The sequence below is a fragment of the Mucilaginibacter mali genome, assembly GCF_013283875.1.
In the GTDB taxonomy this organism is placed as follows: Bacteria; Bacteroidota; Bacteroidia; order Sphingobacteriales; family Sphingobacteriaceae; genus Mucilaginibacter; species Mucilaginibacter mali.
This window is the reverse complement of the sequence record NZ_CP054139.1, coordinates 730,850-757,295: the sequence shown is the minus strand read 5'-3', so window position 1 is coordinate 757,295 and position 26,446 is coordinate 730,850. Positions and strand designations below refer to the sequence as shown.

At 47.2% G+C, this 26,446-nt stretch carries 24 protein-coding genes; 18 read left to right on the top strand and 6 right to left on the bottom strand.

What is annotated here, in order from left to right; all coding sequences use genetic code 11:
* The first annotated feature begins 26 nt into the window (after nt 1-26).
* The 3 genes from HQ865_RS03295 to HQ865_RS03285 are packed head-to-tail and all read left to right on the top strand — an operon-like array spanning nt 27 to nt 3,098.
* Nucleotides 27-401: a glyoxalase superfamily protein gene (locus HQ865_RS03295; protein ID WP_173413521.1), complete on the top strand. Its 375-nt coding sequence runs from the start codon at nt 27-29 to the stop codon at nt 399-401.
* A gap of 50 nt (nt 402-451) precedes the next feature.
* A complete protein-coding gene (locus HQ865_RS03290; RefSeq protein ID WP_173413520.1) occupies nt 452-1,624 on the top strand; it encodes a helix-turn-helix domain-containing protein in 1,173 nt (390 codons plus the stop codon).
* A 49-nt stretch (nt 1,625-1,673) separates the two neighbouring features.
* Nucleotides 1,674-3,098 carry a serine hydrolase domain-containing protein gene (locus tag HQ865_RS03285; protein WP_237073735.1) on the top strand — a complete coding sequence of 475 codons (1,425 nt, stop codon included), beginning with the start codon at nt 1,674-1,676 and terminating at the stop codon, nt 3,096-3,098.
* A 226-nt stretch (nt 3,099-3,324) separates the two neighbouring features.
* Here the strand turns inward: HQ865_RS03285 and HQ865_RS03280 are convergent, their stop codons facing one another.
* Complete coding sequence (locus HQ865_RS03280; RefSeq protein WP_173413519.1) at nt 3,325-4,977, bottom strand: polysaccharide lyase; 1,653 nt, start codon at nt 4,975-4,977, stop codon at nt 3,325-3,327.
* Nucleotides 4,978-5,346: 369 nt separating this feature from the next.
* Here HQ865_RS03280 and HQ865_RS03275 point away from each other — a divergent pair, with 369 nt between their 5' ends.
* The 9 genes from HQ865_RS03275 (at nt 5,347) to HQ865_RS03235 (ending at nt 13,282) form a co-directional block, all read left to right on the top strand.
* On the top strand, nt 5,347-5,994 hold the full coding sequence (locus tag HQ865_RS03275) for a DsbA family oxidoreductase (protein ID WP_173413518.1): 648 nt from the start codon (nt 5,347-5,349) through the stop codon (nt 5,992-5,994).
* Nucleotides 5,995-6,110: 116 nt separating this feature from the next.
* Entirely contained in the window at nt 6,111-6,722 is a 612-nt protein-coding gene (locus HQ865_RS03270; protein ID WP_173413517.1) for a fumarylacetoacetate hydrolase family protein, read from the top strand.
* 151 nt (nt 6,723-6,873) lie between these two features.
* Nucleotides 6,874-8,586, top strand: a complete 1,713-nt coding sequence (locus HQ865_RS03265) for a M23 family metallopeptidase (RefSeq protein WP_173413516.1) — start codon at nt 6,874-6,876, stop codon at nt 8,584-8,586.
* Nucleotides 8,586-9,044 (top strand): thioredoxin-dependent thiol peroxidase, encoded by a 459-nt coding sequence (gene bcp / locus HQ865_RS03260; RefSeq protein ID WP_173413515.1) that lies wholly within the window; start codon nt 8,586-8,588, stop codon nt 9,042-9,044. The genes HQ865_RS03265 and bcp overlap by 1 nt, the downstream gene beginning before the upstream one ends.
* A gap of 62 nt (nt 9,045-9,106) precedes the next feature.
* Nucleotides 9,107-9,952, top strand: coding sequence for a transketolase (locus tag HQ865_RS03255; protein WP_173413514.1), 846 nt, complete (start codon nt 9,107-9,109; stop codon nt 9,950-9,952).
* A 108-nt stretch (nt 9,953-10,060) separates the two neighbouring features.
* Entirely contained in the window at nt 10,061-11,017 is a 957-nt protein-coding gene (locus HQ865_RS03250) for a transketolase family protein (protein ID WP_173413513.1), read from the top strand.
* A gap of 308 nt (nt 11,018-11,325) precedes the next feature.
* A complete protein-coding gene (locus HQ865_RS03245) occupies nt 11,326-11,880 on the top strand; it encodes an RNA polymerase sigma factor (RefSeq protein WP_173413512.1) in 555 nt (184 codons plus the stop codon).
* 53 nt (nt 11,881-11,933) lie between these two features.
* The gene (locus HQ865_RS03240; RefSeq protein WP_173413511.1) at nt 11,934-12,785 is read left to right on the top strand and encodes a hypothetical protein; all 852 of its coding nucleotides are present in this window, start codon (nt 11,934-11,936) and stop codon (nt 12,783-12,785) included.
* Between the two features lie 17 nt (nt 12,786-12,802).
* Nucleotides 12,803-13,282, top strand: a complete 480-nt coding sequence (locus HQ865_RS03235; protein ID WP_173413510.1) for a hypothetical protein — start codon at nt 12,803-12,805, stop codon at nt 13,280-13,282.
* 184 nt (nt 13,283-13,466) lie between these two features.
* Here the strand turns inward: HQ865_RS03235 and HQ865_RS03230 are convergent, their stop codons facing one another.
* Both HQ865_RS03230 and HQ865_RS03225 read right to left on the bottom strand, forming a co-directional pair.
* A complete protein-coding gene (locus HQ865_RS03230; RefSeq protein WP_173413509.1) occupies nt 13,467-14,522 on the bottom strand; it encodes a glycosyltransferase family 4 protein in 1,056 nt (351 codons plus the stop codon).
* A gap of 50 nt (nt 14,523-14,572) precedes the next feature.
* Entirely contained in the window at nt 14,573-16,849 is a 2,277-nt protein-coding gene (locus HQ865_RS03225) for a glycosyltransferase family 4 protein (protein ID WP_173413508.1), read from the bottom strand.
* 364 nt (nt 16,850-17,213) lie between these two features.
* Between HQ865_RS03225 and HQ865_RS03220 the strand changes: the two genes are divergently transcribed.
* Entirely contained in the window at nt 17,214-18,095 is an 882-nt protein-coding gene (locus HQ865_RS03220; RefSeq protein WP_173413507.1) for a cupin-like domain-containing protein, read from the top strand.
* Between the two features lie 102 nt (nt 18,096-18,197).
* Here HQ865_RS03220 and HQ865_RS03215 read toward each other — a convergent pair whose 3' ends face one another.
* The 3 genes from HQ865_RS03215 to HQ865_RS03205 are packed head-to-tail and all read right to left on the bottom strand — an operon-like array spanning nt 18,198 to nt 20,137.
* Nucleotides 18,198-18,602 carry a hypothetical protein gene (locus tag HQ865_RS03215; RefSeq protein WP_173413506.1) on the bottom strand — a complete coding sequence of 135 codons (405 nt, stop codon included), beginning with the start codon at nt 18,600-18,602 and terminating at the stop codon, nt 18,198-18,200.
* A gap of 23 nt (nt 18,603-18,625) precedes the next feature.
* Nucleotides 18,626-19,081, bottom strand: a complete 456-nt coding sequence (locus HQ865_RS03210) for a DsrE family protein (protein ID WP_173413505.1) — start codon at nt 19,079-19,081, stop codon at nt 18,626-18,628.
* Nucleotides 19,082-19,090: 9 nt separating this feature from the next.
* On the bottom strand, nt 19,091-20,137 hold the full coding sequence (locus HQ865_RS03205) for a c-type cytochrome (RefSeq protein ID WP_237073734.1): 1,047 nt from the start codon (nt 20,135-20,137) through the stop codon (nt 19,091-19,093).
* A gap of 176 nt (nt 20,138-20,313) precedes the next feature.
* Here HQ865_RS03205 and HQ865_RS03200 point away from each other — a divergent pair, with 176 nt between their 5' ends.
* From HQ865_RS03200 to HQ865_RS03180, 5 genes are all read left to right on the top strand, one after another.
* Nucleotides 20,314-21,180, top strand: a complete 867-nt coding sequence (locus HQ865_RS03200) for a carbohydrate kinase family protein (protein WP_173413504.1) — start codon at nt 20,314-20,316, stop codon at nt 21,178-21,180.
* Between the two features lie 237 nt (nt 21,181-21,417).
* Nucleotides 21,418-22,515 carry a vWA domain-containing protein gene (locus tag HQ865_RS03195; RefSeq protein WP_173413503.1) on the top strand — a complete coding sequence of 366 codons (1,098 nt, stop codon included), beginning with the start codon at nt 21,418-21,420 and terminating at the stop codon, nt 22,513-22,515.
* A gap of 114 nt (nt 22,516-22,629) precedes the next feature.
* Nucleotides 22,630-24,135: a sigma 54-interacting transcriptional regulator gene (locus tag HQ865_RS03190; RefSeq protein WP_173413502.1), complete on the top strand. Its 1,506-nt coding sequence runs from the start codon at nt 22,630-22,632 to the stop codon at nt 24,133-24,135.
* Between the two features lie 102 nt (nt 24,136-24,237).
* A complete protein-coding gene (locus HQ865_RS03185; protein WP_173413501.1) occupies nt 24,238-25,524 on the top strand; it encodes a metallophosphoesterase in 1,287 nt (428 codons plus the stop codon).
* Nucleotides 25,525-25,564: 40 nt separating this feature from the next.
* Nucleotides 25,565-26,446: a UbiA prenyltransferase family protein gene (locus HQ865_RS03180; protein ID WP_237073733.1), complete on the top strand. Its 882-nt coding sequence runs from the start codon at nt 25,565-25,567 to the stop codon at nt 26,444-26,446.

Genomic DNA, 26,446 nt, shown 5'->3' with positions numbered 1-26,446 from the left:
TAGCCCCACACAACGTACCTTTAATCATGCAACAATTCATCCCGCTTTTTAAAGTTAAGGACATGCGCCGGGCTATCAGGCACTATACTGAAGTACTTGATTTTGTAATGACCTGGCCTGACGATACGCCGGATTCGCCCGTGGTAGACCTTGGTCATGCCGGTGAAATGGAATTACAGATCACTACTCACGAAGCCGATCGCCTTTTCGGTTCGGTGGTTTATGTTTGGGTTGATGATGTGGATGCCCTGTTCGCTAAGTTTATAAGTCGCGGGTTGCATAACGATAAACCCAATTCGCCGGTACACCGCGGTCCGGTGGACCAAACCTGGGGTCGCCGCGAGTTTTATGTTACCGATGCCGACGGGAACACCCTGCGCTATTGCCAGCTGATAAAATAACCCCCGTTATTTGAATATATTGCTAAATTAGCCGTTGATAGCGCTTTGATATGCTGGCCGGATTTTTCAATATCATTATCCTGATGGGTGCCTTACAGGGCTTCATTATCAGCACGCTGCTATTCTTTTCTAAAAAAAAACAGCTGGCTAACAAATTACTGGCGGCCTTTATCTTCTTCATCGCCCTGGCTTGCCTTAATCTCTCTATCTCGGGTCAAAAATGGGCTTCATCCGGGCAAGTCATGCCGCTGATTATGGCCGTTGTGCCAATGGTTGTGGTGATGCCACTTGGCCCTTTGTTGTTCTTTTATACAAAGGCGTCGCTAAGTCCAAATTTCAAGCTGGCAAAAAAGGACAGGCTTCATTTCGCAACCGTAATTATAGACCTGTTTCCTTATTTAACCGCTATCTTTTTTATTATCGGCGTACTGTCGGGCTTGTTAAGGAACAATGCGTTTGATGTGGGGCTTTTTATTGATAATTATAACGTATATTCAGATATACCACGCTGGTTATCGCTAAGCATTTACCTAACGCTAACTATCCGTTACGTTGCAGCCTTTAGAAAAACCGCGGCGGCAACAGATACGCCACTACAGCTAAAATGGCTTCGGCAACTCACAATAGCCTTTATTATTTTTCAATCCATCTGGCTGGTTTATCTTATCCCGTATGTGATACCGGCTTATGGCAATAAACTGCTTAACGCGGTGAACTGGTACCCTATTTATGTACCCATGTCTATTCTTATTTATTGGCTGGGGGTAAAGGGGTATTTAATGATGCAGGCGCAATCACCGGTTATAAAAAAAACTGCCGCGACATTGCCCGATGCCGAATCGGCTAAAGTCATTTCCACTTTAAAAAAAGCGATGGAGCAAGATGGGCTTTACCTCAATCCCTCGCTTAATCTTAACCTGCTGGCGCAGCATACCGGCATCGCGCAAAAAACCATATCGGCCGTACTTAACCAATACCAGGGCAAAAGCTTTAACGAGTTTATAAACCAATACCGGGTTGATGCCTTTAAGCAAAAGGTTTGTGCCGATGAACTGAAACACCTCACCATTGCCGGCATTGCCGCCGAATGCGGTTTTAACTCGCAGGCTACCTTTCAACGCATCTTCAGGCAGTTTACGGGTTTGTCGCCATCCGAATTTAAGGCGCAGGCGGCCGGTGATCCCCAAAAACAGTACTCAAATCCGGATTTGAGCACTGTTTAATTTCAACCGCCTCTATCAGCGGGCGACATTTGATAAAAAAATATCGCACGTGAAAAAATCATTTCTACCACTATTCCTGCTGCTGGCTTTTGCAAACTACAGCATCGCGCAGCAAATTAAACGGCCCGATGGCAAAACCATGTCGGTTAGCGCCATTAATAACATCGTAAAAAAGCTGATGGATACCGCCGAGGTTACCGGCCTGCAACTGGGTATTGTCAACAACAATACTACTGTATTTGCAAAAGGCTACGGTTACAGTAACATCGCCCTTAAAAAACTGAACAATGCCAATACCTGTTTTTACGCGGCGTCGCTGGCTAAGCCGCTGTTTGGCTATGTAGTAATGCATTTGGTTGACGAGGGCAAGATAGACCTGGACCGGCCGCTGTACCAATACCTGCCCAAGCCCTTGCCCGAATATGATAATTATAAAGACCTGGCCAACGATGCCCGCTGGAAGCTGATCACCGCCCGTATGTGCCTTAGCCATACCACCGGCCTCCCCAACTGGCGCCAGTTTACCCCGCATAAAAAACTGGAAATATTGTTTACCCCAGGTGATAGATACAGCTATTCGGGCGAGGGTATACAATTGCTGCAACTTGCCGTTGAGACCATCGCCGGCAAACCCTTAGAAATTTTGGCCCGCAAAAAAGTGTTTAAACCTTTTGGTATGACCCGGACAGACTACCTATGGCAACCCCGTTTTGAAAGTGATTACGCTGTAGGGCACGACTGGAACGACGACACCATCCCCAAAAGGCGGTCGGACAAAGCGGCGGCGGCCGGATCAATGGAAACCACCGTTACCGATTATACCCGTTTTATGGCCGCGGTGATGCAGGGCAAGGGCTTATCGGCAAAATCGGCGGCAGAAATGCTCTCGCCGCAGATCAGCATCAAATCAAAACGCCAGTTAGATGGCCCCGAAATACAGGCGGTCAACCCCAACGAATCTATAAAGCTGGCTTACGGTTTAGGCTGGGGTTTATTTAATACGCCTTATGGAAAAGCCTTTTTTAAGGAGGGGCATCTCGACGGCTGGGGGCATTATGTTATTGGTTTCCCGGATAAAAAAATAGCGTTGGTCATCATGTGTAACAGCAGCAGCAGTGAAAGTATTTTTAAGGAACTGGTGGAAAAACTGACCGGTGTAACCATCCCCTGGTATTGGGAAAACTATATCCCCTATCGCCAAAATATTAAGCTGCCGGTAAATGTGTTGCAACAATATGTTGGCGAGTACGACGGTAAGCTAAAGGCCATTGTATCGGTGGTTAACGGCAAATTAAAAGTAGAATCGCCAACAGTTCATTTAAGTAAAACCAACCTGTACGCGGTGAATGATCACCACTTTTTTTTAAAAATAATGGAAACGGATATAGATTTTGTGAAGGATGCCAGCGGGAAGGTTATCAAGGCGATGCTGGATGATGAGGGAGAGAAGTATGAGTTGAAGAAGGTGAAGTAGCGATCCTGCTCTCCAATATGTCATTGAGGAGCTGACGGGAATTGTGAAATGGGGCGACGTGGTAATCTCGTAGTTTGATTTGCGTACTACGAGATTGCCACGTCGCCCCAACACACAGCCCTTTCGGCTCCTCGCAATGACAAGTGGATAAAATATGGCGGCACAAAAAAGCCCCGCGCTAAACCAGCACGGGGCTAACCAATTTACAAATGATGAAGAAAAGATATTATTTTTTAACCTCGGGAGTAACCACCTTTGTTGGCACCAGGCTGTTCAGGTATACTTCGATATTGCTGTAGCCGCCGCCATTCTTAGCCAATTTTGGCGAGTCGGACGCGTCTTTAGGGTTCAGTCCGTGGGCTGTTTCATAAGCATCGGGCATCCCGTCGTTATCGCTGTCTTTATATGGCGTACCTTTATACTCGGGGTAGCCGCCAACCTGGCTAATATCGCTGATGATGCCTTGCTTATAGCTATCTGGCAGGCGCTCTTTTACATATTTAGCACCGATGTGCTCAACAATACCGCTGGTAGCGTATTTAATTTTGCCCGTACGCACATCTTCTACAATGCGTTCGTCAACAGGGTCGCGCTTTGGCAGGGTACAACCGGCGTTGGCCAGTACGTAGCTGTAGGCATCCATGGTTGGGATGATGGTTACCTTATTTTTTATCGGCAACGGTTTGTCCGAACGGATGCTGTCGGTATAACGACCCGCATCTGGGCCTTCGCCTATTTGCACACCACCGTCCCAATTGTTTTTGGTTACCTTGTCGTTGCCTTCAATAACATTACCGCTTACGTACACTTTGCCGTAATGCGTTTTATTAGCCGGGTCGCGGCCTGCTTCAGGCTTTAAGATGCGGTAGCTGATGGGCTTACCGGCAGGTGTGATGGGGCCCGGTTTAAAGTAATTGTTGATGAAGTTATACAGCGATTTGTTGTCGCCGCCATCGGCACTGCGGTTCCACCAGTTAAACACTACATTATTAAAGAAGCCAAAATCCTCGTCCATACCCACCGATGGGTTACGGGCGATGTTGTTGGCCCAAAGATTGCGCATAAAGGTGCTGTTATGGCCGCCAATGGTGCTGCCGAAAGCATGGTTATAAGTATCCAAAGCTTCAGAGAAGATGGAGTTTTGGATGGTTACGTTAACGGTTGCCATTTTCTCCTGCTTGGCACCGGCACGATCGTACACGTGGCGGTAAATGGACATATTCTCGTCCAAACCCCAACTGGCCGAAACGTGATCGATAATGATATTACCCATGGGGTTGCCGCCCAGGGCATCGTCTCTGCGGGCCACATCGGTAGCGCCACGGCGGAAGCGTACATAACGGATCACCACATCGTGCGTATCTATCCAGGTAGATTCGCCGGCGATGCAAATACCATCGCCCGGGGCCGATTGCCCCTCGATAGTGATATAAGGCGCGCGAATGCTCAGCGGCTCGGTTAAATGGATAATGCCCGACACATTGAACACCACAATACGGGCACCGCCCTGCTCGCAAGCTTCACGCAGGGTACCGGGACCATGATCGGCCAGGCTGGTTACCACAAACACACGGCCACCGCGACCGCCGGGGGTATACATACCGCCACCTTCGGCGCCCGGAAATGCAGGTATCGAAGCTGACGGCAGATCAGACGGCTTATTAGCCCATGGTACATAAGGCTTGCCCGCCTTTTCATCGCGCTGGATGATAGGTAACGCCTTTTCCCATGCCGCGTCCGAACGCTTCTTGGCTTCGTTAAGCGCCGAATCGGCCTTGGCCTGTACGGCAGGCGGGATGGTTGGATACTGCGCGCGTGCAATATTTACGGTGCTTAGTGTAACAGCCAGCACGGCTACGCCAATCAGTCTCTTATTCATTTTTTGGATAATAAAATATAATACTTCTATCGGTTTATAATATACTCAACCAAATATGGCGCATTGTTACCCGCATTTCATATAGCATTTTTTCAAGCTATTGTATGATTTTATCCCACAGCTTAGCACCCCTTTATTGTAATGGACATGTTACCAAACGGAGGGTTAACACTATTTTCACCCATTTTTATCATAAACTATTGATAATAAATAAGTTAACACCAATGTTAATCCAAAATATGTTAAGTTATGTTAACCCTGCACGATATTAAAAATACAGACTTTGCAGGGTGCAGCCGGCCAATACTCAGCGGATGGAGCAAACAAACAATTACCCCTGCCTGACAATCCGTTTGCTACCTTTACCGCATGAAGGTTGAAATATGGTCGGATGTGATGTGCCCCTTTTGCTACATTGGCAAGCGGCGCTTTGAGCAGGCATTGGCGCAATTCGCGCATGCCGGCGAAGTTGAGGTTACCTGGAAAAGCTTCCAGCTAAATCCCGGTTTGGTAACCGCCCCGTCCATCAGCATACACCAATACCTGGCCGATGCCAAAGGCTGGCAACTGGACTACGCCAAACAATTAAACCAGCAGGTTACCGATATGGCCCAGGCTGTAGGTTTAAATTATCAGCTTGATAATGCCGTAGTGGCAAATAGTTTCAACGCGCACCGCCTGTCGCACCTGGCCACGGCCAAAGGGTTAGGTGATGCTGCCGAAGAAGCCTTATTTAACGCTTATTTCACCCAAGGCAAAAATATCGACGATACAGATACTTTGGTAGCCTTAGGTACATCGATAGGTTTGGATGCCGAAGACGTAAGACAGGCTTTAAACACCAACGCTTATGCCGATGAAGTGCGCCGCGATATTGACGAGGCCCGGCAATTAGGCATTAGCGGTGTGCCCTTCTTTGTGCTGAACGATAAATATGCCGTATCAGGTGCACAGGCGGTAGGGGTGTTTTCCGGAGCGTTAGAGAAGGCTTGGGAAGATAGCTCGGAGAATTTCTAAAAGCATCGGGTTACGCGGTTCTGGCAGTCAATTTCAAATTCTGTATCCTGAGAATCAGTTTAAATCAAGGTTCAGACAATTTTATTTAACTTCGAGGCCTTAACATTACCCTTGCTATGAAGATAATCGCCATTGGCCGCAACTATGCCGAGCATGCCAAAGAACTGAACAACCCGGTACCTACTACCCCTGTAATTTTCATGAAGCCGGATACGGCGATACTAAAGGACAACAAACCTTTTTATCACCCCGAGTTTTCACAGGATGTGCACCACGAGATTGAACTGGTGCTAAAGATTTGTAAAGAAGGCAAGCATATCGACGAGAAATTTGCCGCCAGCTATTACGATGAAATAGGCCTGGGTATCGATTTCACCGCGCGCGATATCCAAAACCGCCATAAAGAAAAGGGACTGCCATGGGAACTGGCCAAAGGTTTCGACGGCTCGGCACCCATCAGCAATTTTGTACCAAAGGCCGATCTTGGCGATCTGTACAACTTAAACCTGCGACTGGATATCAACGGCGAAACCCGTCAAAACGGCTCTACTAAAGACCTGCTTTTCTCGTTCGAAAGCCTCATCGTCTTCGTATCCAAATATATCACCCTAAAAAAAGGCGACCTGATTTTTACCGGCACGCCACCGGGTGTAGGCAAAGTTGCCATCGGCGATCACCTGGAAGGTTATTTACAGGGGAACAAAATGCTTGATTTTTTTGTTAAGTAGGCGACACACTATCAAACTGTCATGCCGAACTTGTTTCGGCATCCCATTAGCAAAGTATAGTAAATGCTAAGTCTGCTAAGCTTGTGGGATGCCGAAACAAGTTCGGCATGACCATTTGCTTGCATGACCACTTTTACTACTTTCGCTACCGATGATCAAACAACTGCTAACACTCGTTCTATTACTTATCACTTTAACTCACCCCCAGGCACAGGACTTCAAAAGTTCCAAAGAATATCCTAAAGATCTGTTCCAATACCCATTAGAATTAGCGCCAAGCACAGCCGGCTCTTTCGGCGAATTGCGGCCTAACCACTTCCATTCAGGCTTGGATTTTAAAACAATGCAGCGTATTGGTTACCCCGTGCATGCCGCGCTTAATGGCTATATTTCCCGTTTAAAGATCCAGTTCGGTGGCTTTGGGCAGGCCGTTTATATTGATCATCCTGGCGGCTATACTACTGTTTACGGCCACCTTGATCACTTTACACCCGAAATATTGCAGGTGATCCGCAAAGCACAGACCGAGCAGCAGAAATATGAGGTGGACATCAACCTGCCGCCTTTCCTTTTCCCGGTTTTTAAAGGACAAGTGTTCGCATGGTCGGGTAATACCGGTGCTTCGGGCGGGCCGCATTTACATTTCGAGATCCGCGATACCCAAACGCAGGAAACCATTAATGCGCAGCTTTTCGGGTTAACCATCCCCGATAAGATACCGCCTACCATTTTCGGCGTGAGCGTTTATCACCTGAACGGTCGCCCTTTTGATGAAAATACCTTCAGGCAAAGTTACCCGGTTAAAGGCGCGGCGGGCAATTATCACCTGCTTAAACCACAAACGCTCGAGCTAAGCGGCGATATTGGCTTCGGCATTACCACTAACGACATGAACAGTACATCGGCCAATAAAAACGGCGTGTACTCTATCGAACTAAAGGTTGATGGTAAAACGGTTTACACCTTTGCGGTCGAGCGTTTCGCGTTTGATCAAACCCATGCCATCAACTCGTATATCGACTTTCCTTATCAATTGAAAACCGGCGGTTTCATCCAAAAATGCTTTATAGCACCCGGCGCGAGGATCACGCTGTACCCGCAATCCATCAACCGGGGCATTGTTACCTTTAACGATAACGAACTGCACGATGTAGAATATGTGGTAAAGGATATCGCGGGCAATACTTCAACTGTAAAGCTAAAGGTGAAATCAAGCATCCCTAAAGATCGCCCTGTTTTCCGTCCGCAGGGAACCCTACTGCGTTATAACCAGCACAGCGAATTTGTTAACGATAAAATAAAGCTAATAGCCGAGCCTTATAATTTGTATGACGATTTGGACCTGCAATACAGTTCATCGGCTAAACGCCCGGGCAGTTACTCGGAGTTGCAGCATATCCAAAACCGCTATACCCCTATCCACGATAGCCTGATGCTATGGATCAAACCCGATGCCGACCTGGGTAAGTATGCCGATAAAGCCGTAGTGGTAAGCACATCAGTTGGGGCTGTAGAAAGCGAATATGCCGATGGTTACGTTAAGGGCAAGATGCGCTCGTTTGGCGATTATGATATCAAGATAGATAGCGTTCCACCGGTGATCACGCCGGTGAATATCCATAATGGGTTAAGCATGCCTGCGGCCAAATCTATCATTTTGAAGATCAGCGATAATATGTCGGGCGTAAAAAGCTGGGTGGCTAAAATTGACGGCAAATGGGTTTTGGTTGAACATGATTATAAAAGCAAGATCTTTATTTATACATTTGGCCCTGAAATAGGTAGCGGCAAACATACGTTTGAAATTACCGCCACCGATTTCAAGAACAACAATTCACAATTTACCGCAGATTTTTACCGATAATGGCAACATTACAAGCGGGCGATAAGGCTCCCGGCTTTACCGCCAAAGACCAAAACGGCAAGGAGGTTTCCCTGTCGGATTACAAGGGCAAAACCGTTATCCTGTATTTTTACCCTAAAGATAATACCCCCGGCTGTACTGCCGAAGCCTGCGATTTCAGAGATAACTACCAGTCGCTGCTTTCAAAAGGTTACGAAGTAATTGGCGTTAGTACAGATAGCGAAAAATCGCACAAAAAATTCGAGAACAAGTATAGTTTGCCTTTTACCCTGATAGCAGACGAGAGCAAGGAGATAAATGAAGCATATGGTGTTTGGGGTGAAAAAAGCATGTATGGCAAAACCTTCATGGGCACCATCCGCAAAACATTTATCATCAATGGCGATGGCATCATCACCCATATTATCGATAAGGTGGACACTAAAGCAGCATCGCAGCAAGTACTTGACCTGATATAGTTGTCATATTGACATTTATTTATAATTTAGCAGCTTAAAATACTCACAATCACGCATTAATAATGACTAAAAACGTTAACGAACTAAAACAAATTGCCTCGCAGGTGAGGCGCGATATTGTACGCATGGTACATGGTTGCCAGTCGGGACACCCGGGCGGTTCGCTGGGCTGCACCGATTTTTTGGTAGCCCTTTACTTTAACGCCATGAAGCACGATCCATCTTTTAACATGGATGGCATTGGCGAAGACCTGTTTTTCCTTTCAAACGGACATATTTCACCGGTGTTTTATAGCGTGCTGGCGCATGCCGGTTATTTTGATAAAGCTGAATTGGCAACCTTCCGTAAGCTGGACTCGCGTTTACAGGGCCACCCTACCACGCACGAACATCTGCCGGGCGTACGCATCGCATCAGGTTCGCTGGGTCAGGGCTTATCGGTAGCTATCGGCGCGGCCTTAGCTAAAAAACTGAACGGCGATGACCGCATAGTTTACACCTTACACGGCGATGGCGAATTGCAGGAAGGCCAGATCTGGGAAGCTGCCATGTTCGCGCCGCATAACAAGGTTGATAACCTGATCGCTACGGTTGACGTGAACGGCCAGCAAATTGACGGCCCTACCGATAAAATTTTGAACCTGCTTGACCTTGCCGCTAAATGGACATCATTTGGCTGGGAGGTGATGACCATGAACGGTAACGACATGGAAGAAGTGGTAAAAACATTAGCTGAAGCTAAAAGCCGCACCGGCCAGGGCAAATCTATTGTTATATTAATGCATACCGGCATGGGCTATGGTGTCGACTTTATGATGGGCAGCCATAAATGGCACGGCGTTGCACCAAATGATGAGCAGTTAGCCGCGGCATTAGCGCAATTAGAGGAAACTTTGGGGGATTATTAATTTTTTGAGTGAATAGTTGATTGTGTGAGTAGTTGATTAGTTCAACACTCATTATCAACAAACCACTCACTTAATCAACTGCTCACTCAATCAACCATTCACAAACAGATGAAAAAATACACTTACACAGATAAAAAAGATACACGCTCGGGCTTTGGCGCGGGTTTACTGGAAGCCGGCAAACGCAACGATAAAGTAGTTGCCCTTTGCGCCGACTTGATCGGCTCACTTAAAATGGCCGATTTTATTAAAGAATTTCCTGAACGCTTTTTCCAGACCGGTATTGCCGAGGCTAACATGATGGGCATTGCCGCTGGCTTGACCATCGGCGGTAAAATCCCTTTCACCGGTACTTTTGCTAACTTCTCGACAGGCCGTGTTTACGACCAGATCCGCCAGTCGATAGCTTATTCGGACAAGAACGTGAAGATCTGCGCTTCGCACGCGGGTTTAACCCTGGGCGAGGACGGCGCTACCCACCAGATACTGGAAGATATTGGCCTGATGAAGATGTTGCCGGGCATGACGGTTATCAACCCATGCGATTATAACCAAACCAAGGCCGCTACCATTGCCATTGCCGAGCATGAGGGCCCGGTTTACCTGCGTTTTGGCAGGCCAGTGGTGCCAATATTTACCGATGCCGATCAGAAATTTGAAATAGGCAAAGCCTGGATGGTGAACGAGGGTGCCGATGTATCCATCTTCGCTACTGGTCACCTGGTATGGGAAGCCATACAAGCCGGCGAGCAGCTTGCCGAAATGGGTATCGATGCCGAGATCATCAACATCCACACCATTAAACCTTTAGATGCTGAAGCCGTTCTAAAATCGGTAGCTAAAACCGGCTGTGTGGTAACTGCCGAAGAGCATAACCGTTTAGGTGGTTTAGGCGACAGCATCGCGCAGTTATTAGCTGTTAACAACCCTACTCCACAAGAGTATGTGGCCGTTAACGACAGCTTTGGCGAAAGCGGTACACCCGCCCAGCTAATGACCAAATACGGCCTGGACGCCAAGCATATTGTAGAGGCGGTTCAGCGAGTGATGAAGCGTAAGAAGTAAACCTTAATGTCATGCTGAACTTGTTTCAGCATCCCATCACGCAGATCAAATTCGCACTATACAGATGGGATGCCGAAACAAATTCGGCATGACGTTTATAATTAGGTGAGGTTGCCTTCAATAAAACAATTTAAAGCGTTTGCGCTTTATGTAAGGTGGGTTAGTAGCCCCATTGTCATTGCGAGCGATAGCGCGGCAATCTCATAGGACAGGCAACTTGGACCTGCCGATGGGATTGCCGCGTCGCTACGCTCCTCGCAATGACAAACCGGGTGTTATAACTCACATTAAAATATTAATTTTACAAAATGTCGCAACAGGTAGATGATGCAGAGATATTAGAGAAGTTTCGGGATGAAAAAACCCGGAACGCGGCTTTTAATCTGCTGCTTAAAAAGTATCAGCAAAAAATATACTGGCACGTGCGCCGCATGGTGATAGATCATGACGACGCCGACGATGTTACGCAGGATGTATTTGTAAAGGTGTGGAAAAGCCTGGCAAACTTCAGGAACGACGCGCAGCTTTACACCTGGATGTACCGCATTGCTACTAACGAGTGCATCACCTTCCTGAACAAAAAGAAGCAGAAGAACAATATACCGCTGGATGACGTATCGTACGAACTGGCCGAATCGCTTGCCGATTCTACCTATTTCAATGGCGACCGCGCTCAGCAAAAACTGCAGGAAGCACTGCTCACCCTGCCCGATAAACAGCGCCTGGTATTTAACATGAAGTATTATGATGATATGAAGTATGAAGAAATATCTGACGTTTTAGGCACCAGCGTAGGGGCTTTAAAGGCCTCTTTTCACCTGGCAGTGAAAAAAATTGAAGCGCATTTGCTTGGGAATGATTAATTTTAAAATAACGTTTAAACCTTTTCATTTAAATTTCATCTATAGGTATAGATATGAAAAGTGATATGGACAATAGGGAATGGCTTGACGATTATCTGTCATTGAAACAGGTTAACCCAAATAACCCGTTTACAGTGCCCGATGGTTACTTTGAGGAATTAACTCGAAGGGCTTCTTCACGCGCCTTTATTGACGGTGTGAACGACAAAGCCGGGGAGGGCTTCACCATCCCGGAGGATTATTTTAATACATTAGAGAGCAACCTGCAAAGCCGTATAGCTATTGAGGCTGCCCTGGATAATACTGCGCCCGGTTTTACGGTGCCCGATAACTATTTTAATGAAATGCAGGCCAACCTGCAAAGCCGCATTAATATAGAAGAAGCGCTGCACCACACTACCGGCGATTTTACGGTGCCCGATGATTTTTTTGAAGATCAGCACCAGCAGATCATCAGCATGGTGGCGGTTAACGAGATACTGGACCGCGAATCGGAAGGTTTTACAGTCCCCGAAAGTTATTTCGCGAATTTGGAAAACGCTATTCTGAGCAAAACAACCGAAGCTGATAACGCTGCACCTGCCCAGCCTGCCATAAAACGACAGCAACCGGGTATTGTGCGCCGCATGTTTACTTCGGGCGCGTTTAAGTATGCTACCGCCGCTTGTTTGGTGCTGGGTATAGGTGGTACTATATTTTTAAACCGTTATGAAAGTCCTAACGCCAGGCACGAACGCTCGTACATTCATAAAGCGCTATCGCAGGTGTCTGACGCGGATATAATGGATTATCTGCAAACGCACATGGATGCTGCCGATACCCGTAGTTTAATGAACGGGGCCGACCAGATCAACACTGCCGATGCAAGTGTTGACGAACTAAAAGACTACCTAAGCACGCATTAATAAACTTAATACCCGGAATGGACAAGCTACTAAAGCATACATACATTATACTTTTAACACTGGGCATCGGTTTAACCGCTTTTGCACAGGGTGGCCGTCCGCCTGCTTTACGTAATAACAATGCGCAAACAAAGGTGCGCAAACCTACTGTAGCTAAACGTTTCGAGGTAATAAAGAAGGCTTATATAGCACAACGGCTGGCCCTTACCCAAGAGCAATCGGCTAAGTTTTGGCCGACTTACGATGAGTACCAATACGAACTTGATGTGGTGGCCGACTTACGTAAAGCCAACAATGCACAGCCAGAGAACGGTACCGACCAGTTTGAGCGCGAGTTGGGGTACCAGCAGCGCATCACCAATTTGCAAAAGCACTACTACGAGGAGTTTATTAAAATGATCCCTCCCGAAAAGGCAAACCTGGTATTTAAAAGCGAGCGCGACTTTAAGTTTGAATTGCTGCGCCGCCTGAAGGAAGGCCGTCAGCAGCCTTTTTAATTATTTTAGAAATACGCCTGTTAAAGTAATATGAAGCCGCCCGGGACCCCCGGGCGGCTTTTTTCATTTTGCCCAACTTGTCATTGCGAGCGATAGCGTGGCAATCCCATAGGACAAGCAACGAGGACCTGCCTATGGGATTGCCGCGTCGCTATCGCTCCTCGCAATGACGAGTTGGTGAAAGTCAGACGATCTTTTTATACACCTCCCAATAATCATCCACCATCTTCTGCGCCGAAAATTTAGCCATGGCCCAATCCCGGCAATGCGCGCGGCTGATATGCGCTAATTCGTTAACCGCTACCACGGCCTCATCTACCTCGTCCACCAAAAACCCCGTGCCCTCGTGTTCAATCAATTCCTGCATCGATCCTTTATTGAAGGCGATAACTGGAGTACCGCAAAGCATGCTTTCGGCTACGCTCATGCCAAAAGGTTCGTTAAAGTTAATTGGATGCAACAGGGCGTGCGCATTGCCCAATAGTTGCTTACGCTTATCCGGACCTGCATGGCCAACATATATGATCTGGTTGTTCAATTCCGGTTCTATTTTCGACCGGTAATAACCCTCGTCCTGTATAATGCCTGCAATCAACAGGCGACGCTTGCTTTGTCTGGCTATCTGTATAGCTTCATGAGTGCCCTTATCGTGATGGATACGGCCAAAATACAACAGGTAGTCATCAGGCTGCTCTACAAAATCGAACTCCGATGGGTCGATGCCGTTATACACCGTAGCCAGGTAATTCAGTTCAGGGCTACGGTCTGCATTGCTGATGGATACGTAATGCGATGTATCATTATATTTTTTATAAACCGGGATGATTTTTTGCGATGAAAACCCATGAATGGTAGTGATCACCGGTGTTTTGATCAGCCGGGAATAAGTAAGCGGCAAAAAATCAAAGTTATTATGGATCAGGTCGAACTCTCCGGCTTGCTCCATCAGGTTGCTGATATGCAGGCATTCCAGCACTTTGGCATCCTGGCTACGGTCTTCCTCGTAACCGGTGGCACAAATAGATTGCAGCTTACCGGCTGTAACAGAATCGCCGGTAGCAAACAGCGTAACATCCGCGCCTTTGGTTATCATGCCCTCGGCAATGGTGCTGGCAATTTGTTCCCAGGGGCCGTAGTGGCGCGGTGGGGTACGCCAGGCAACGGGGGATAGGATGGCTATTCGTAACCTCTCCCCAACCCCTCTCCGAGAGAGAGGGGCTTTCTTGTTTTCATTCAGCATAATTAGATTTTTAAAACCCTCTCCATTGGAGAGGGCAGGGTGAGGTCATCTTAACAAATCTCCATACTCGCACCCGTTTTATTATACTCATACTCCAGCTCAAAGGCGCGCAGCACTGTCAGGTGCGATATCAGGTAGGCCAGTGTACTTTCGGCACCCTGGTTACGGTTAATGCCGGTGGGTAGCAGGCCGTCGCAACAGCCTTTTGTTTCATGATCGTATAGCGGGGCACGCAGGGTATTTTCGCCAAGGAACCAACGATAACTCAGGAACATCTTTTCAATATACTCCGGCTCGCGGAAGGTTTGGTAAGCTTCAAAATGCATCAGCACCATGGCCATGGTTTCGATAGCCTGTTGGTCGAACGTTGGAAAAGTGCCGCCGCGGTAATACCAGCCATCGTTACCAACCGGGCTCAGGTACCCGTTTGAAAGGGTAAGGTTATCTAAAAACTTCATGGTAGCCAGGGCTATCTTCTTCACTTTTTCATCGCCGGTTATGGTGCAGCTGTGCAGCAGGGCCAGTGGTAATATGGCATTATCGTAGGTCATCCCCTCCTCAAACCATTGCCAGTCCGGCGATGCGGTTTGTTCATAAGCATCCACCAAAGGCTGAGTCATATTGATCAGGATGCGTACCATACCCTCATCGGTAGGAAATACCTTCAGATAGTGGCAAATACCGATAATGGTATTGGCTCGTCCCCGGATATAGGTCAGGCTTTCGAAATGCGTTATCGACCGGCGGAAGATCTCGACCGCGAATTCCTGGTACGAGTTATTGGGCGCGCAGCCTATCAAATAACCTAAAGCCCACACCGTACGGCCAAATGAATCTTCCGACCCTACTTCATCCAAATACTGCCTGCTAAAACTCAGGAAATTGCGGAAGTTACCGTCATCCGTTTGCATGTAGTGGATGTAGCTAAGGTAGATGGGCAGCAGTCGCAGGGCCTCGGCGCTTTTATTACGCTGGTAAGCCATCAGCGCCATGATCAGCGCGCGCGCGTTATCATCCAAACAATACCCCTCCTTTAAATTAGGGATCCCAAACTTGGCGTGCTGCACAATACCGGTATCATCGGTTAAACGGGTAACATGCGCCAGGCTGAATTTGGGCAGTATCTCCGGGTCGACGATACTGTTCTTTAAAACGGTCGCGCTAAAATCGTGCAGGCGGCAGCATTCCTGGGCCACTTTTATAAATTCGGCGCCAATTTGAGGGTAACGCAAGTGCAGGCCGTACTCGTAGGCATTGCTTTTTAGTTGGTTCAATACAGCGTGGTTACCCAGCAGATCGTTCACAATTTCGGCTAATTGCTCGTGGTCTTTAAAATCGAACAGGCGGCCACGGCTATGGGCCAACAGTTCGGTAGCGTGCCAGTATGGGGTTGATACCACGGCTGCGCCAGCCCCTATGGCATATGACAAAGTACCGCTGGTGATCTGCGCCTCGTTAAGGTACGGCGTAACATACACCTCACAGGCGGTAAGGTAATTGATCAGTTCCTCGTCGCTTACAAACTTATTGATAAAGGCAAGGTGCTGCGATACATTCAACTGCGCGGCCAGGCTTTTCAGATGGTCGCGATACTCCTCGCCCGAATGTTTCAGTACCCCCGGGTGGGTATTGCCCAATACCACATAAACCACATCCGGGTGCTGCTCTACAATTTTAGGCAGGGCGCGCACCACTGTTTCCAAACCTTTGTTACGGCTTAATAAACCAAAGGTTAACAATACGCGGCGGTTTTTAAACGCGGCCAGGTTCTTCACCGGGTTATCTTCGGGCGCTTCCAGATCGGGCACGCCGTGTTCGATGATCTGTATCCTGTCGGCAGGGATCTCGTAAATTGTAGTCAGAAATTCTACCGCTCTTTTACTCATCACCACAATTTTTGATGCCTGTTCGGCAATTTCGCGGATGATGATCTTTTGCACATAGCTGGGGTCGCGCAGCACGGTGTGCAGGATAGCGATCAGCGGCTTTTCCAAACGCTTCAGCAAGGGCAGGATGTAGATACCGCTCTCGCCGCCGTAAATACCAAATTCGTGCTCTAAAATGCAGATGTCCGCATCGCTGGTATTAATGTAATTGGCCGCACGGATATAATCCTTCTGGTGGTTTTGGCGGATAACGTATTTTACCTCTTTGGGGTACTCGTACTCCTGCAAATTTTCCGAATCGTTAAGTGCCACCACAAAACCGCCCTGCAAAGGGTCGCTCCGCTTGGGGAAGTTGCTGTTGATGGCCGCCATCAGGTTTTGATTGAAGGTGGCGATACCGCATTCGCGTGGCGGATAAGTAGAAATATAAGCAATTTTCATAGGTAGATAAAGGGTCAGATTTTGATGTTCTTTAATAAGTTTTTCTAATTTTCACAACACGTATTGACTTAAAAAAAGGGCGTTTTTGATATGATCAGCGCAGTTTTTCCTTTAAAAAGCCCCTGCATTGGTAAGTCACGCTAAGTTTTGCATAAACCGTACCAATATTATTTTAAAGTAGAACAGGTAAACTATTGGTTAGGTTTTTAACGAGCGGATTTTTATTTACATACTGGTGCAATTTTAATATTACACCACTTAACATAAACTTAATACCTGTAAGCGTTTTTATTCGTTTATTTGAGGTGGATTTTTAAATAACAGGGGTTGGCCTGCTTATCACTAAACATTACGATAATTTTATATGTGTTTTAAATTAACCCCGGTTGACGTGGTGGATACCATTACCCCACAGGATTTTATGGAAAAGTACCTGAAGCCACGCCGACCGGTAGTGCTGAGAGGACTTACCCGCGACTGGCCCGCACGCGAAAAATGGACACCTGAATATTTAAAGCAACTGGTTGGCAATAAAGTGGTGCCATTGTACAACAACGCCAAGGCCGATCCGTCTAAACCCATAAACTCGTCGGCAACGGAAATGCCTTTTGATGAGTATATCGACCTGATCCGTTCGCAACCTACTGAATTGCGGATCTTCTTCTTCAATATATTTAAACAGGCGCCCGAGCTATTAAATGATATTGTAATACCTAAAGACCTGATGGGCGGCTTTATTGAAAGCATGCCGGCCATGTTCTTCGGCGGATCGAACTCGGTTACCTTTTTACATTATGATATCGACCTGCCCCACATCTTCCATACCCATTTTGGCGGTCGCAAGCATGTAATATTATTTGAAAATAAATGGAAACGCCGCCTGTATTGCCTGCCTAACGCTACTTACGCGTTGGAGGATTATGATGTACTAAACCCCGATACCAAACGCTTCCCGGCGTTGGAGGGCATCGAAGGACAGGAAGTTATACTGGAACACGGCGATACCCTGTTTATGCCGACCGGCTACTGGCATTGGATGAAATATGTGGATGGTTCGTATTCACTGAGTTTGCGCGCCTGGGATGCATCCATCACCCGCAAAGCCGCCAGCGTGTATAACCTGGCCACAAAAGGTGGTTTAGATAGTTTATTAAAAATGACCTTTAAAGGCCGTTATGCCAATTATCGCGAAAAAGTAGCAATAAGAAGAGCAAACAAAGCATTGGCTGCAGGGAAGCCTTATTAATCATTGTGCTTCGCGTCATTGGTAATTACGCTGCGCTATCATTAGTCATTAAAGTAATGTGTGTTAAAAAATGCCGCGGTCATTTTGACTAATGATTAATGACTATTCATAATACCCCTCACGGTACACCAGTACCGATTCGGGCAGGTCATCAGGTTCGGTAGCGTTTACTACGATGCCAGCTTTGGCCGATTCGAAATTATCTTCTTCAATGATCAGCTCCGGGTCGAACACTTTGAATAGTTTAAGCAGATCGGCATAGGTTTCGGATAACAGATCAATGTCCCGGTATTCCGGTCCTTGCGAGAAAAACTCGAAGGCGTTCACACGGTCATCGGCATCGTAGTAGATCAGCATATCCACTTCCGGGAAGAAATCGTAATACTCTGTATGCCCCTCAAACTCGTTCATGCCGGGCTGATATTCCCCGTCAATTTTTCCGCGCAGCACATGGCGTTCGTCGGTAAAATTAAGGTCGCCTACAGATTGGAATGGAATGATATTCATGGCGCGAAGGTAAACAAAGCACGCTACAAATTCACCACTGCCCAGCCCTCGTACTGGCGCAGAATGATCTCGCCATTGCCCGATGGTACCAGCGATACGAAGGGAAACAGGTCTGTGGGTTTAATATTGCGCGCTACAATGGTATTATTGCACTGCGCAAGGATTACGCCCTTGTCCAAAAGTTCCTTCCATTGTGCCTCGTAAGGGCTATTCTTCATAAATGCGGCTACACCGTCAGAAAAGACGATCAGTTCTACCTTTAACTTCCCCTTCAGCCGCGGGTCTTCCATAGCATGGCTGATAGAGCGAAATATAGTTCTGATCTTCGTGTCATCGCCAGAGTTAAGGGTATAAAGAGCATCGTAATGAGCCAGCTTTGGCACGGCGCCGGTAAATTCAGTTTTTGAGGTTTGGGCTTTTGCCGGTTTTACAATAGCGATAAAAGCAAGTGCTAACAAAATAAAGGTGTATTTTTTCATGGGATATATTTATACTTTTTTACTGCTCAATAATTTTTGCGCATCTTTTATTGGCCCAAACGGACCGTATTTATGCTGAGTTTCGCTGAACTTATCCGCATATGGGCCAAAAGGCGCGTCAATGGGTTTCAGCTTCAGATCGGGCCAATCGGCATGCTGGTCGCGATGAGGGCGTGGTTGCGAGTTAATAAAGGCGGCAACATTCCAGGCTTCTTCATCGGTTAATTGGGGGCTTTTATAAGAGGCGCCTAAAGGCATATTATTCTTCGCGAAGGCGGCCAGGTTGCCAATGCGATACATACCTGCCCCATCGTTATAGCTATGCCGGCCCCACAGCGGCGGGAATGTGTATGATAGTTTATCGGCAGCAAGTACCCCTTCGCCATCTTTACCGTGGCAACTCTGGCATTTTGAAGTATATATGGCCAGCCCTTTCACAGGGTCGGCGGCATGGTCTAAAAACGGGAGTTTGCCACAGGCAGTACCATAAAGTTTTTGCCCACGCTTCACATCACGGGCCAGCCATTTCATATAAGCCAACATGGCCTGTACTTCGCGGCTCGTTGTATCGGGTGCATGGCCTGCCAGGCTGCGCTCAAAGCATTGCACAATGCGATCGTCGGGGCGTTCTAACTTACCACTGCGGTTGCCCATTTTTGGATAAGTAGCTATAAAGCTGGCGTAATTATTCCCAAAAAGTTTACCACCGGCCTCCAGGTGGCAGTTTTGGCAATTCATACCATTTGATATTTGGGCGATACTGCCGCGTGGCCCGAAATATTGCGCGGTATGCACCAATAATTCCCTGCCGTAGCGGATCGCTTCGCCCTCCTTACCTGTGGGGATCGTTCGTTCGTCAGGCATTTTCCATTGGAGGCCTGCTGCCGGAATTGCATTAGCTGCCGGCGGCGAACCAGGCTTTACCGGTACTTTATGTAACAAATAAAAACTTAATAAGGCAATACCAATTACTGTTACAGCAACCGAAATAAATTGCAGGGATGATATCCTGTTGATTGGTTTTAAATGAGTTTTGTTGTGCTTGTTTCCGTCCACAAAATTGGGGTAATGGTTAAAGGTAAGTAATAAAAATGGCCACGCAAATTAATTTAGTGTAACTATTTACCCTAAGTATACGTTCAATACCTTGTTAATCAGCACACAAGCTTTGTGTAGTTGATACACGTATATTTCACATTAATTTACCTAAAAACGTTAGCTTTGCCCACACTATGAAAAAACAGGTTTTATGCTTCGGCGAAGTTTTGTGGGATGCCTTTGGTTACGAGAAAATTGCCGGCGGAGCGCCCATGAATGTGGCCTTTCATTTAACACAACAGGGGGTAAAAACACATTTCGCAAGCCGTGTAGGTGCTGATAGGTCGGGCCGTGAATTGATACTGGCCTTAAAGGATAAAGACCTTTATTCCAACCTTATTTCCGAAGACCCAAACCTTCCCACCTGCGAGGTAACCGTTGAACTGGACCCAAAAAAGCAAGCCACCTATATTATCCCGCAACCTGTATCCTGGGATAATATACACGTCGATCCCAACCTGTTAAAAACAGCAAAGGAAGCCAGCGCCATTGTATTTGGCAGTTTAGCCAGCCGTGGTGATGTTACCCGCAATACATTACGCACCTTACTTGAAGAAAGCAAAGCTATAAAGATATTTGATGTTAACCTGCGCGCGCCGCATTATGAACGCTCAACCATCGAATTACTGGCCGCCATGTCCGACGTGATCAAGATGAACGAGGAAGAGGCTACTCTGCTCATCGGCGGTGGCAGCGGCAAAAAACTACAGCAAAAGATCACGGAGTTTCAAAAGGCCTACCATCCGCATACCATTATTATTACCCGTGGTGCAGAAGGCGCCATGGTTTGGCATGATAAGCAATTCTATGAATCGCCGGGTGTTAAGGTAGATGTGGTTGATACCGTTGGCGCTGGCGATTCGTTCCTGGCCACCTTTATTGCCGGCTTGCTGAATAACGAACCGGTGAATGAGATACTGAAACGGGCCTGCAAAATCAGCGCCTTTGTAGCTACCCAGCGCGGGGCTAACCCGGTTTATCCTAAGGAGTTGGTGGCATAAAAGCCTGAACCAGGATATTTTTGTAGAGACAGATAATTATCTGTCTCCCGTTTGCAGGTTTAACCCCGAATTTGACACTAACTTATCGGCTAAGCTTTCCGCTTGAAAGAGGAGACAGATAATTATCTGCCTTTACAGAAAACAAATGTCATCCCTGCCTAACAATTCATCTTTTAACCATTTCATAATAAACTTTTCAGTAAAAATATCCGTTCCTTTATACAAGAAAGGGCAATTATGCGCGGTTTTGGATTTTCCAAATTTACTCCCCGCCAGGTTCAAAAGGGCGGGTTTGATGAATTACTGAAGTTATTTTTAGAGTTGCTTAACTATACAGCCGGCGACGCGGGCGAAGCTTTGGCCTGGATGAACGAGCTGGATAAGCAATACAACCTCACCAATGACGATTATGGCATGGGTGATTTTATTGACGAGCTGAAACAGCGCGGTTACCTGAACGAGGATAACCAGAGCGGCAACTTCAGCATTACGGCTAAAACGGAGCAAAGCATCCGTCAATCGGCGCTGGAGGAGATCTTCGGCAAGTTGAAAAAATCGGGGCGCGGTAACCACCGCTCGCCACAATCGGGACAAGGCGACGAAAAGAACGCCGAACGCCGGGAGTTCCAGTTTGGCGATAGTTTGGATCAGATAGATATGACGCAATCTATCCACAACGCGCAGGTGAACCACGGCATCGGCGATTTTATGATGACCGAAAAAGACCTGGAGGTTGAGGAGATGGATTTTAAGACATTGACCTCTACCGTGTTGATGATCGATATCTCGCACTCCATGATCCTGTACGGCGAAGACCGTATTACCCCTGCCAAAAAGGTGGCGATGGCACTGGCCGAACTCATTCGCACCAAATACCCTAAGGATACGCTGGATATTGTGGTGTTTGGTAATGATGCCTGGCCTATCGCGCTACAGGACCTACCCTACCTGCAGGTTGGCCCCTACCATACCAATACCTATGCCGGGCTTGAACTGGCTACCGATCTGCTTCGCCGCCGTAAAACGCATAACAAGCAGATATTTATGATAACCGATGGCAAACCCACCTGCTTAAAGGAAGGCACCAAGTATTATAAAAACAGTATCGGGCTCGATCGTAAAGTGGTGAACAAAACCCTGAACATGGCCGCGCAGTGTAAGCGATTGAAGATACCAATCACCACGTTTATGATAGCGAAGGACCCCTACCTGCAACAGTTTGTCCGCAAGTTCACCGAAACTAACGGCGGACGGGCATTCTATAGTTCGCTAACGGGTTTGGGTGAGTATATTTTTGAGGATTATATTAAAAACCGGAGGAAGACGGTAAGGTAGGCCCCCGGCCCCCTAAAGGGGGAGTTAATGTGCAGATGCCTGGATATGCAGATGTGCAAATGAAGAAATGAATCGGTGAAATCAAAAAGTAATCGGTGAAATCAAACGAATGAAATGAGTAAATTGAACATAAAAACATTAGGCGAGTTAAAGCAAACCGATTATAAAAGCCGCTCGGTTAAGGATGAGTTACGCGAGAACCTGATCAAGCAATTGCAAAAACACGAGGGCGGGTTTGAGGGCATTGTGGGTTACGAGGATACCGTCATTCCCGATCTGCAAACGGCTATCCTGTCGCGCCATAATATATTGCTGCTGGGTTTACGGGGGCAGGCAAAAACCCGTATTGCCCGCTTACTGGTGAACCTGCTGGACGAATATGTGCCTTATATTGAGGGTTCGGAATTATATGATGATCCGCTGGCCCCGATCAGTTGGTATGGTCATAACCAAATTGAGATCCACGGCGATAATACGCCCATTGCCTGGATACACCGTAGCGAACGCTATACCGAAAAACTGGCCACGCCTGATGTTACCGTTGCCGACCTGATCGGCGATGTTGACCCCATCAAAGCAGCTACTTTAAAGCTGACTTATTCAGACGAACGCGTGCTGCACTTCGGCCTGATCCCACGCGCGCACCGCGGCATATTTGTAATAAACGAATTGCCCGACCTACAGGCCCGTATACAGGTATCCCTGTTTAACATTTTGCAGGAAAAGGATATTCAGATCCGCGGTTTTAAGCTGCGCCTGCCGTTGGATATCCAGTTTGTGTTTACCGCCAACCCCGAGGATTATACTAACCGTGGTTCGATAGTTACGCCGTTGAAAGACCGTATCGAAAGCCAGATCTTAACCCACTACCCGCGCTCGGTAGAGATATCGCGCAAGATCACCCAACAAGAAGCATCATTAACACCCGAACAGCGTAAAAATATAGAAGCCGATGGCCTGGTGAAAGACCTGGTAGAGCAGATCGCCTTCGAGGCGCGTAATTCGGAATATATCGATAAAAAATCGGGGGTATCGGCTCGATTGACCATCTCGGCCTTCGAGAACCTGATCAGCAATGCCGAACGCCGTATGATCATCAACGGCGAGAAGAATACATTCGTCCGCATCTCCGACTTTTTAGGCGTTATCCCGGCCATTACCGGTAAAATAGAATTGGTTTACGAAGGCGAACTGGAAGGCCCGGCAAAAGTGGCCAATATTCTGTTGGGCAAGGCCATCAAAAACCTGATGCTGCAATTTTTCCCCGATCCGGAAAAAGCTAAAAAATCTAAAAAGGGTAATCCATACGCATCTATTATTGCCTGGTTTAGCGATGCCAATAATTTGGCTTTGATAGATGGTATGCCCGCCCGCGAATATAAAGAAGCGCTGAACTCGGTTACCGGATTAAAGGAATTGGTAAAAACCTTCCATCCGCAACTGAGCGAGAACCAGCAACTATTATTGATGGAGTTTGTACTGCACGGCCTTGCCGAGTTCTCGCAGTTGAATAAAGGTTTCCTGGATAATGGCTTCGCTTTTTCGGATATGTTTGACAGTTTGTTTAACTTGCAACCCGATGACGACGATGATCTGGACTTGAATGATGACAGGTATTAATATACAGGCCTCACCCCAACCCCTCTCCTTTGGAGAGGGGCTTATTATAGTACTTTCTAAAAAAGCCTCCCCTGCTGGGGGAGGTTTGGAGGGGGCCAATTAATGCATAGCCTACTCTTCGTTTTTTTCATCGCCGCGGTACTGTTAACCATTGATGCTTACCTGCTGCATGGTTTGCGCGCGGCACTCGCCAATTGGGCTATCATCCGCAAAAAAGGCTTTAACATTTTTTACTGGATCTTTTGCGCGGGTATGGTTTTTGGTTTGCTGTGCTGCGTTTACTTTAAACTTGGCGTAGGCGTAAGGGCGGCGTTCCTGATGTTCTTTTTTGTTACGCAGGTAGCCAAGCTCTGCTTTTTGCCGTTTATGATCATCGATGATGTGCGCCGCTATATCATAAAAAAGAGAAAGACAAAAGAAGCGGCCAAACTAAAGGCAGAAGATAAAAAAGAAGAAACAGAGCCAATACAGATCACCCGTTCATCATTTTTAATGAAAGCCGGTATTATGGCCACTTCGGTACCGGTAATAGGCTTGGGCGCAGGTGTGGTATCACGCGTTGGCGTGTTCGATTATCAATTAAAGCGCGTAAACCTTTACCTGCCCAATCTGCCTAAAAAATTTGACGGACTAACATTGGGGCAGATCTCCGATATCCACTCGGGCAGCTATCACAAACGCGACCGTATACGTATTCGTGGTGGTGTTGATATGCTGATGAAAGAAAAGCCCGATATGATATTCTTCACCGGCGATCTGGTGAACGATGTGGCAACCGATATTGAATGGGTGTATGATTGTTTTACGCCGATAAAAGCCCCGCTGGGCGTATTCTCTTGCTTTGGTAACCACGATTATGGTGATTATTCGCAACTGACTGGTAAGCCACGGCAGGAAAACCGCGATGCCATGATCAAACTGCATCATAGCTACGGTTGGGATCTGCTGCTGAACGAGAACCGACGCTTAAAGGTGGAGGGCGAAGAAATAGGCATCGTCGGTATAGAAAACTGGGGGGTGCTGAGCCGCTTCCCTAAATATGGCCGTATGGACCTGGCTACTAAAAACACCGGTGACCTACCCGTAAAACTCCTGCTCTCTCACGACCCATCTCACTGGCGGGCCGAAGTACTGCCTAAATACCCGCAGATAGACGCTGTTTTTGCCGGGCATACGCACGGCATGCAGTTTGGGGTACAAACAGGCTACTTTCAATGGAGCCCTATCGAATATTTATACGAAGAATGGGCAGGCCTGTACCGCGAAGCACACCAACAGATATACGTAAACGTAGGCTTTGGCTACGTAGGCTACCCGGGCAGGATTGGAATATTGCCGGAGATTACGATATTTACGCTGAGATCGGGCACCGATCCATCTCTTACATAATACCTAAAGCAGGCCGCCGGCTTTGCATTTTATCGTTTAAATGAAAAAACTGTATTACTCGGTTCTTGATTTTATATTGTTCAGCAATGTTTTCATGGCCTTGTGTGGTGTGGCGCAGGCGCTGGTTACCTTTCATCTTATCGGTTCAAAACCGGTTTACGCGGTGTTGGGCATTTTATTTACCGCTACGCTGGTCGAGTATAACTTTAGTGTACTGGTTAGTAAGCCACAGCAGCCACTTAAGTCGCCGTTTCGCAGGGTGCGGTGGTTTTACGCCCACCACCGGTTAATGGTCACCTTTACCATCGTATCGATATTGATATTGATCCCGCTGTTCCTGTTAATATCTATCGAATCGAGGCTGCTCCTGGTATTTATGTCGGTGCTCTGCGTGGGGTACAGCATACCACTTTTCACCATTGGCGAACAAAAATTTAGTCTGCGGAATGTACCCGGTTTAAAGCCATTCCTCATTACGCTGGTATGGACACTGAGCTGCGTGTTGCTGCCGGTGCTTGAAGCAAAAGATCTGCATTTAACAGATGTTTCTATGCGGGATACCACCATCCTGATAGCCAAGCGTTTTCTATTCATCGGCGCGCTGACAGTTCCGTTTGATATCCGCGACCTGTTTCATGATAAAAAGACGGGCCTAAAAACCATCCCCGTTGCTTTTGGCGAAAAAAACGCCTACCTGTTTTGCCAGGCTTTATTGGCAGGCTACGTGGTGCTGTTATTTCTTTTTCGCAACAATGGCTTTTCGATTGATTTTTGGGCGCTTACTTCAACCATGTTCCTTACCGGCTGGCTCATCTTCCGCTCTAAATGGGAGAAGAACGAGTATTACTACTTCCTGTATATGGATGGCGTGCTGATAGTACAATATGTAGTACTGGTGGCCTTTAACTTCATCTTTAAATAA

Coding starts and splice junctions, on each gene's coding strand:
- HQ865_RS03270 (WP_173413517.1), top strand. CDS start 6,111: ATGAAGATAATCGCCATTGGCCGCAACTATGCCGAGCATGCCAAAGAA.
- HQ865_RS03255 (WP_173413514.1), top strand. CDS start 9,107: ATGACTAAAAACGTTAACGAACTAAAACAAATTGCCTCGCAGGTGAGG.
- HQ865_RS03240 (WP_173413511.1), top strand. CDS start 11,934: ATGAAAAGTGATATGGACAATAGGGAATGGCTTGACGATTATCTGTCA.
- HQ865_RS03265 (WP_173413516.1), top strand. CDS start 6,874: ATGATCAAACAACTGCTAACACTCGTTCTATTACTTATCACTTTAACT.
- HQ865_RS03280 (WP_173413519.1), bottom strand. CDS start 4,977: ATGAATAAGAGACTGATTGGCGTAGCCGTGCTGGCTGTTACACTAAGC.
- HQ865_RS03275 (WP_173413518.1), top strand. CDS start 5,347: ATGAAGGTTGAAATATGGTCGGATGTGATGTGCCCCTTTTGCTACATT.
- HQ865_RS03230 (WP_173413509.1), bottom strand. CDS start 14,522: ATGCTGAATGAAAACAAGAAAGCCCCTCTCTCTCGGAGAGGGGTTGGG.
- HQ865_RS03190 (WP_173413502.1), top strand. CDS start 22,630: ATGAGTAAATTGAACATAAAAACATTAGGCGAGTTAAAGCAAACCGAT.
- HQ865_RS03220 (WP_173413507.1), top strand. CDS start 17,214: ATGTGTTTTAAATTAACCCCGGTTGACGTGGTGGATACCATTACCCCA.
- HQ865_RS03290 (WP_173413520.1), top strand. CDS start 452: ATGCTGGCCGGATTTTTCAATATCATTATCCTGATGGGTGCCTTACAG.
- HQ865_RS03235 (WP_173413510.1), top strand. CDS start 12,803: ATGGACAAGCTACTAAAGCATACATACATTATACTTTTAACACTGGGC.
- HQ865_RS03210 (WP_173413505.1), bottom strand. CDS start 19,081: ATGAAAAAATACACCTTTATTTTGTTAGCACTTGCTTTTATCGCTATT.
- HQ865_RS03185 (WP_173413501.1), top strand. CDS start 24,238: ATGCATAGCCTACTCTTCGTTTTTTTCATCGCCGCGGTACTGTTAACC.
- HQ865_RS03215 (WP_173413506.1), bottom strand. CDS start 18,602: ATGAATATCATTCCATTCCAATCTGTAGGCGACCTTAATTTTACCGAC.
- HQ865_RS03250 (WP_173413513.1), top strand. CDS start 10,061: ATGAAAAAATACACTTACACAGATAAAAAAGATACACGCTCGGGCTTT.
- HQ865_RS03200 (WP_173413504.1), top strand. CDS start 20,314: ATGAAAAAACAGGTTTTATGCTTCGGCGAAGTTTTGTGGGATGCCTTT.
- bcp (WP_173413515.1), top strand. CDS start 8,586: ATGGCAACATTACAAGCGGGCGATAAGGCTCCCGGCTTTACCGCCAAA.
- HQ865_RS03245 (WP_173413512.1), top strand. CDS start 11,326: ATGTCGCAACAGGTAGATGATGCAGAGATATTAGAGAAGTTTCGGGAT.
- HQ865_RS03180 (WP_237073733.1), top strand. CDS start 25,565: ATGAAAAAACTGTATTACTCGGTTCTTGATTTTATATTGTTCAGCAAT.
- HQ865_RS03195 (WP_173413503.1), top strand. CDS start 21,418: ATGCGCGGTTTTGGATTTTCCAAATTTACTCCCCGCCAGGTTCAAAAG.
- HQ865_RS03225 (WP_173413508.1), bottom strand. CDS start 16,849: ATGAAAATTGCTTATATTTCTACTTATCCGCCACGCGAATGCGGTATC.
- HQ865_RS03295 (WP_173413521.1), top strand. CDS start 27: ATGCAACAATTCATCCCGCTTTTTAAAGTTAAGGACATGCGCCGGGCT.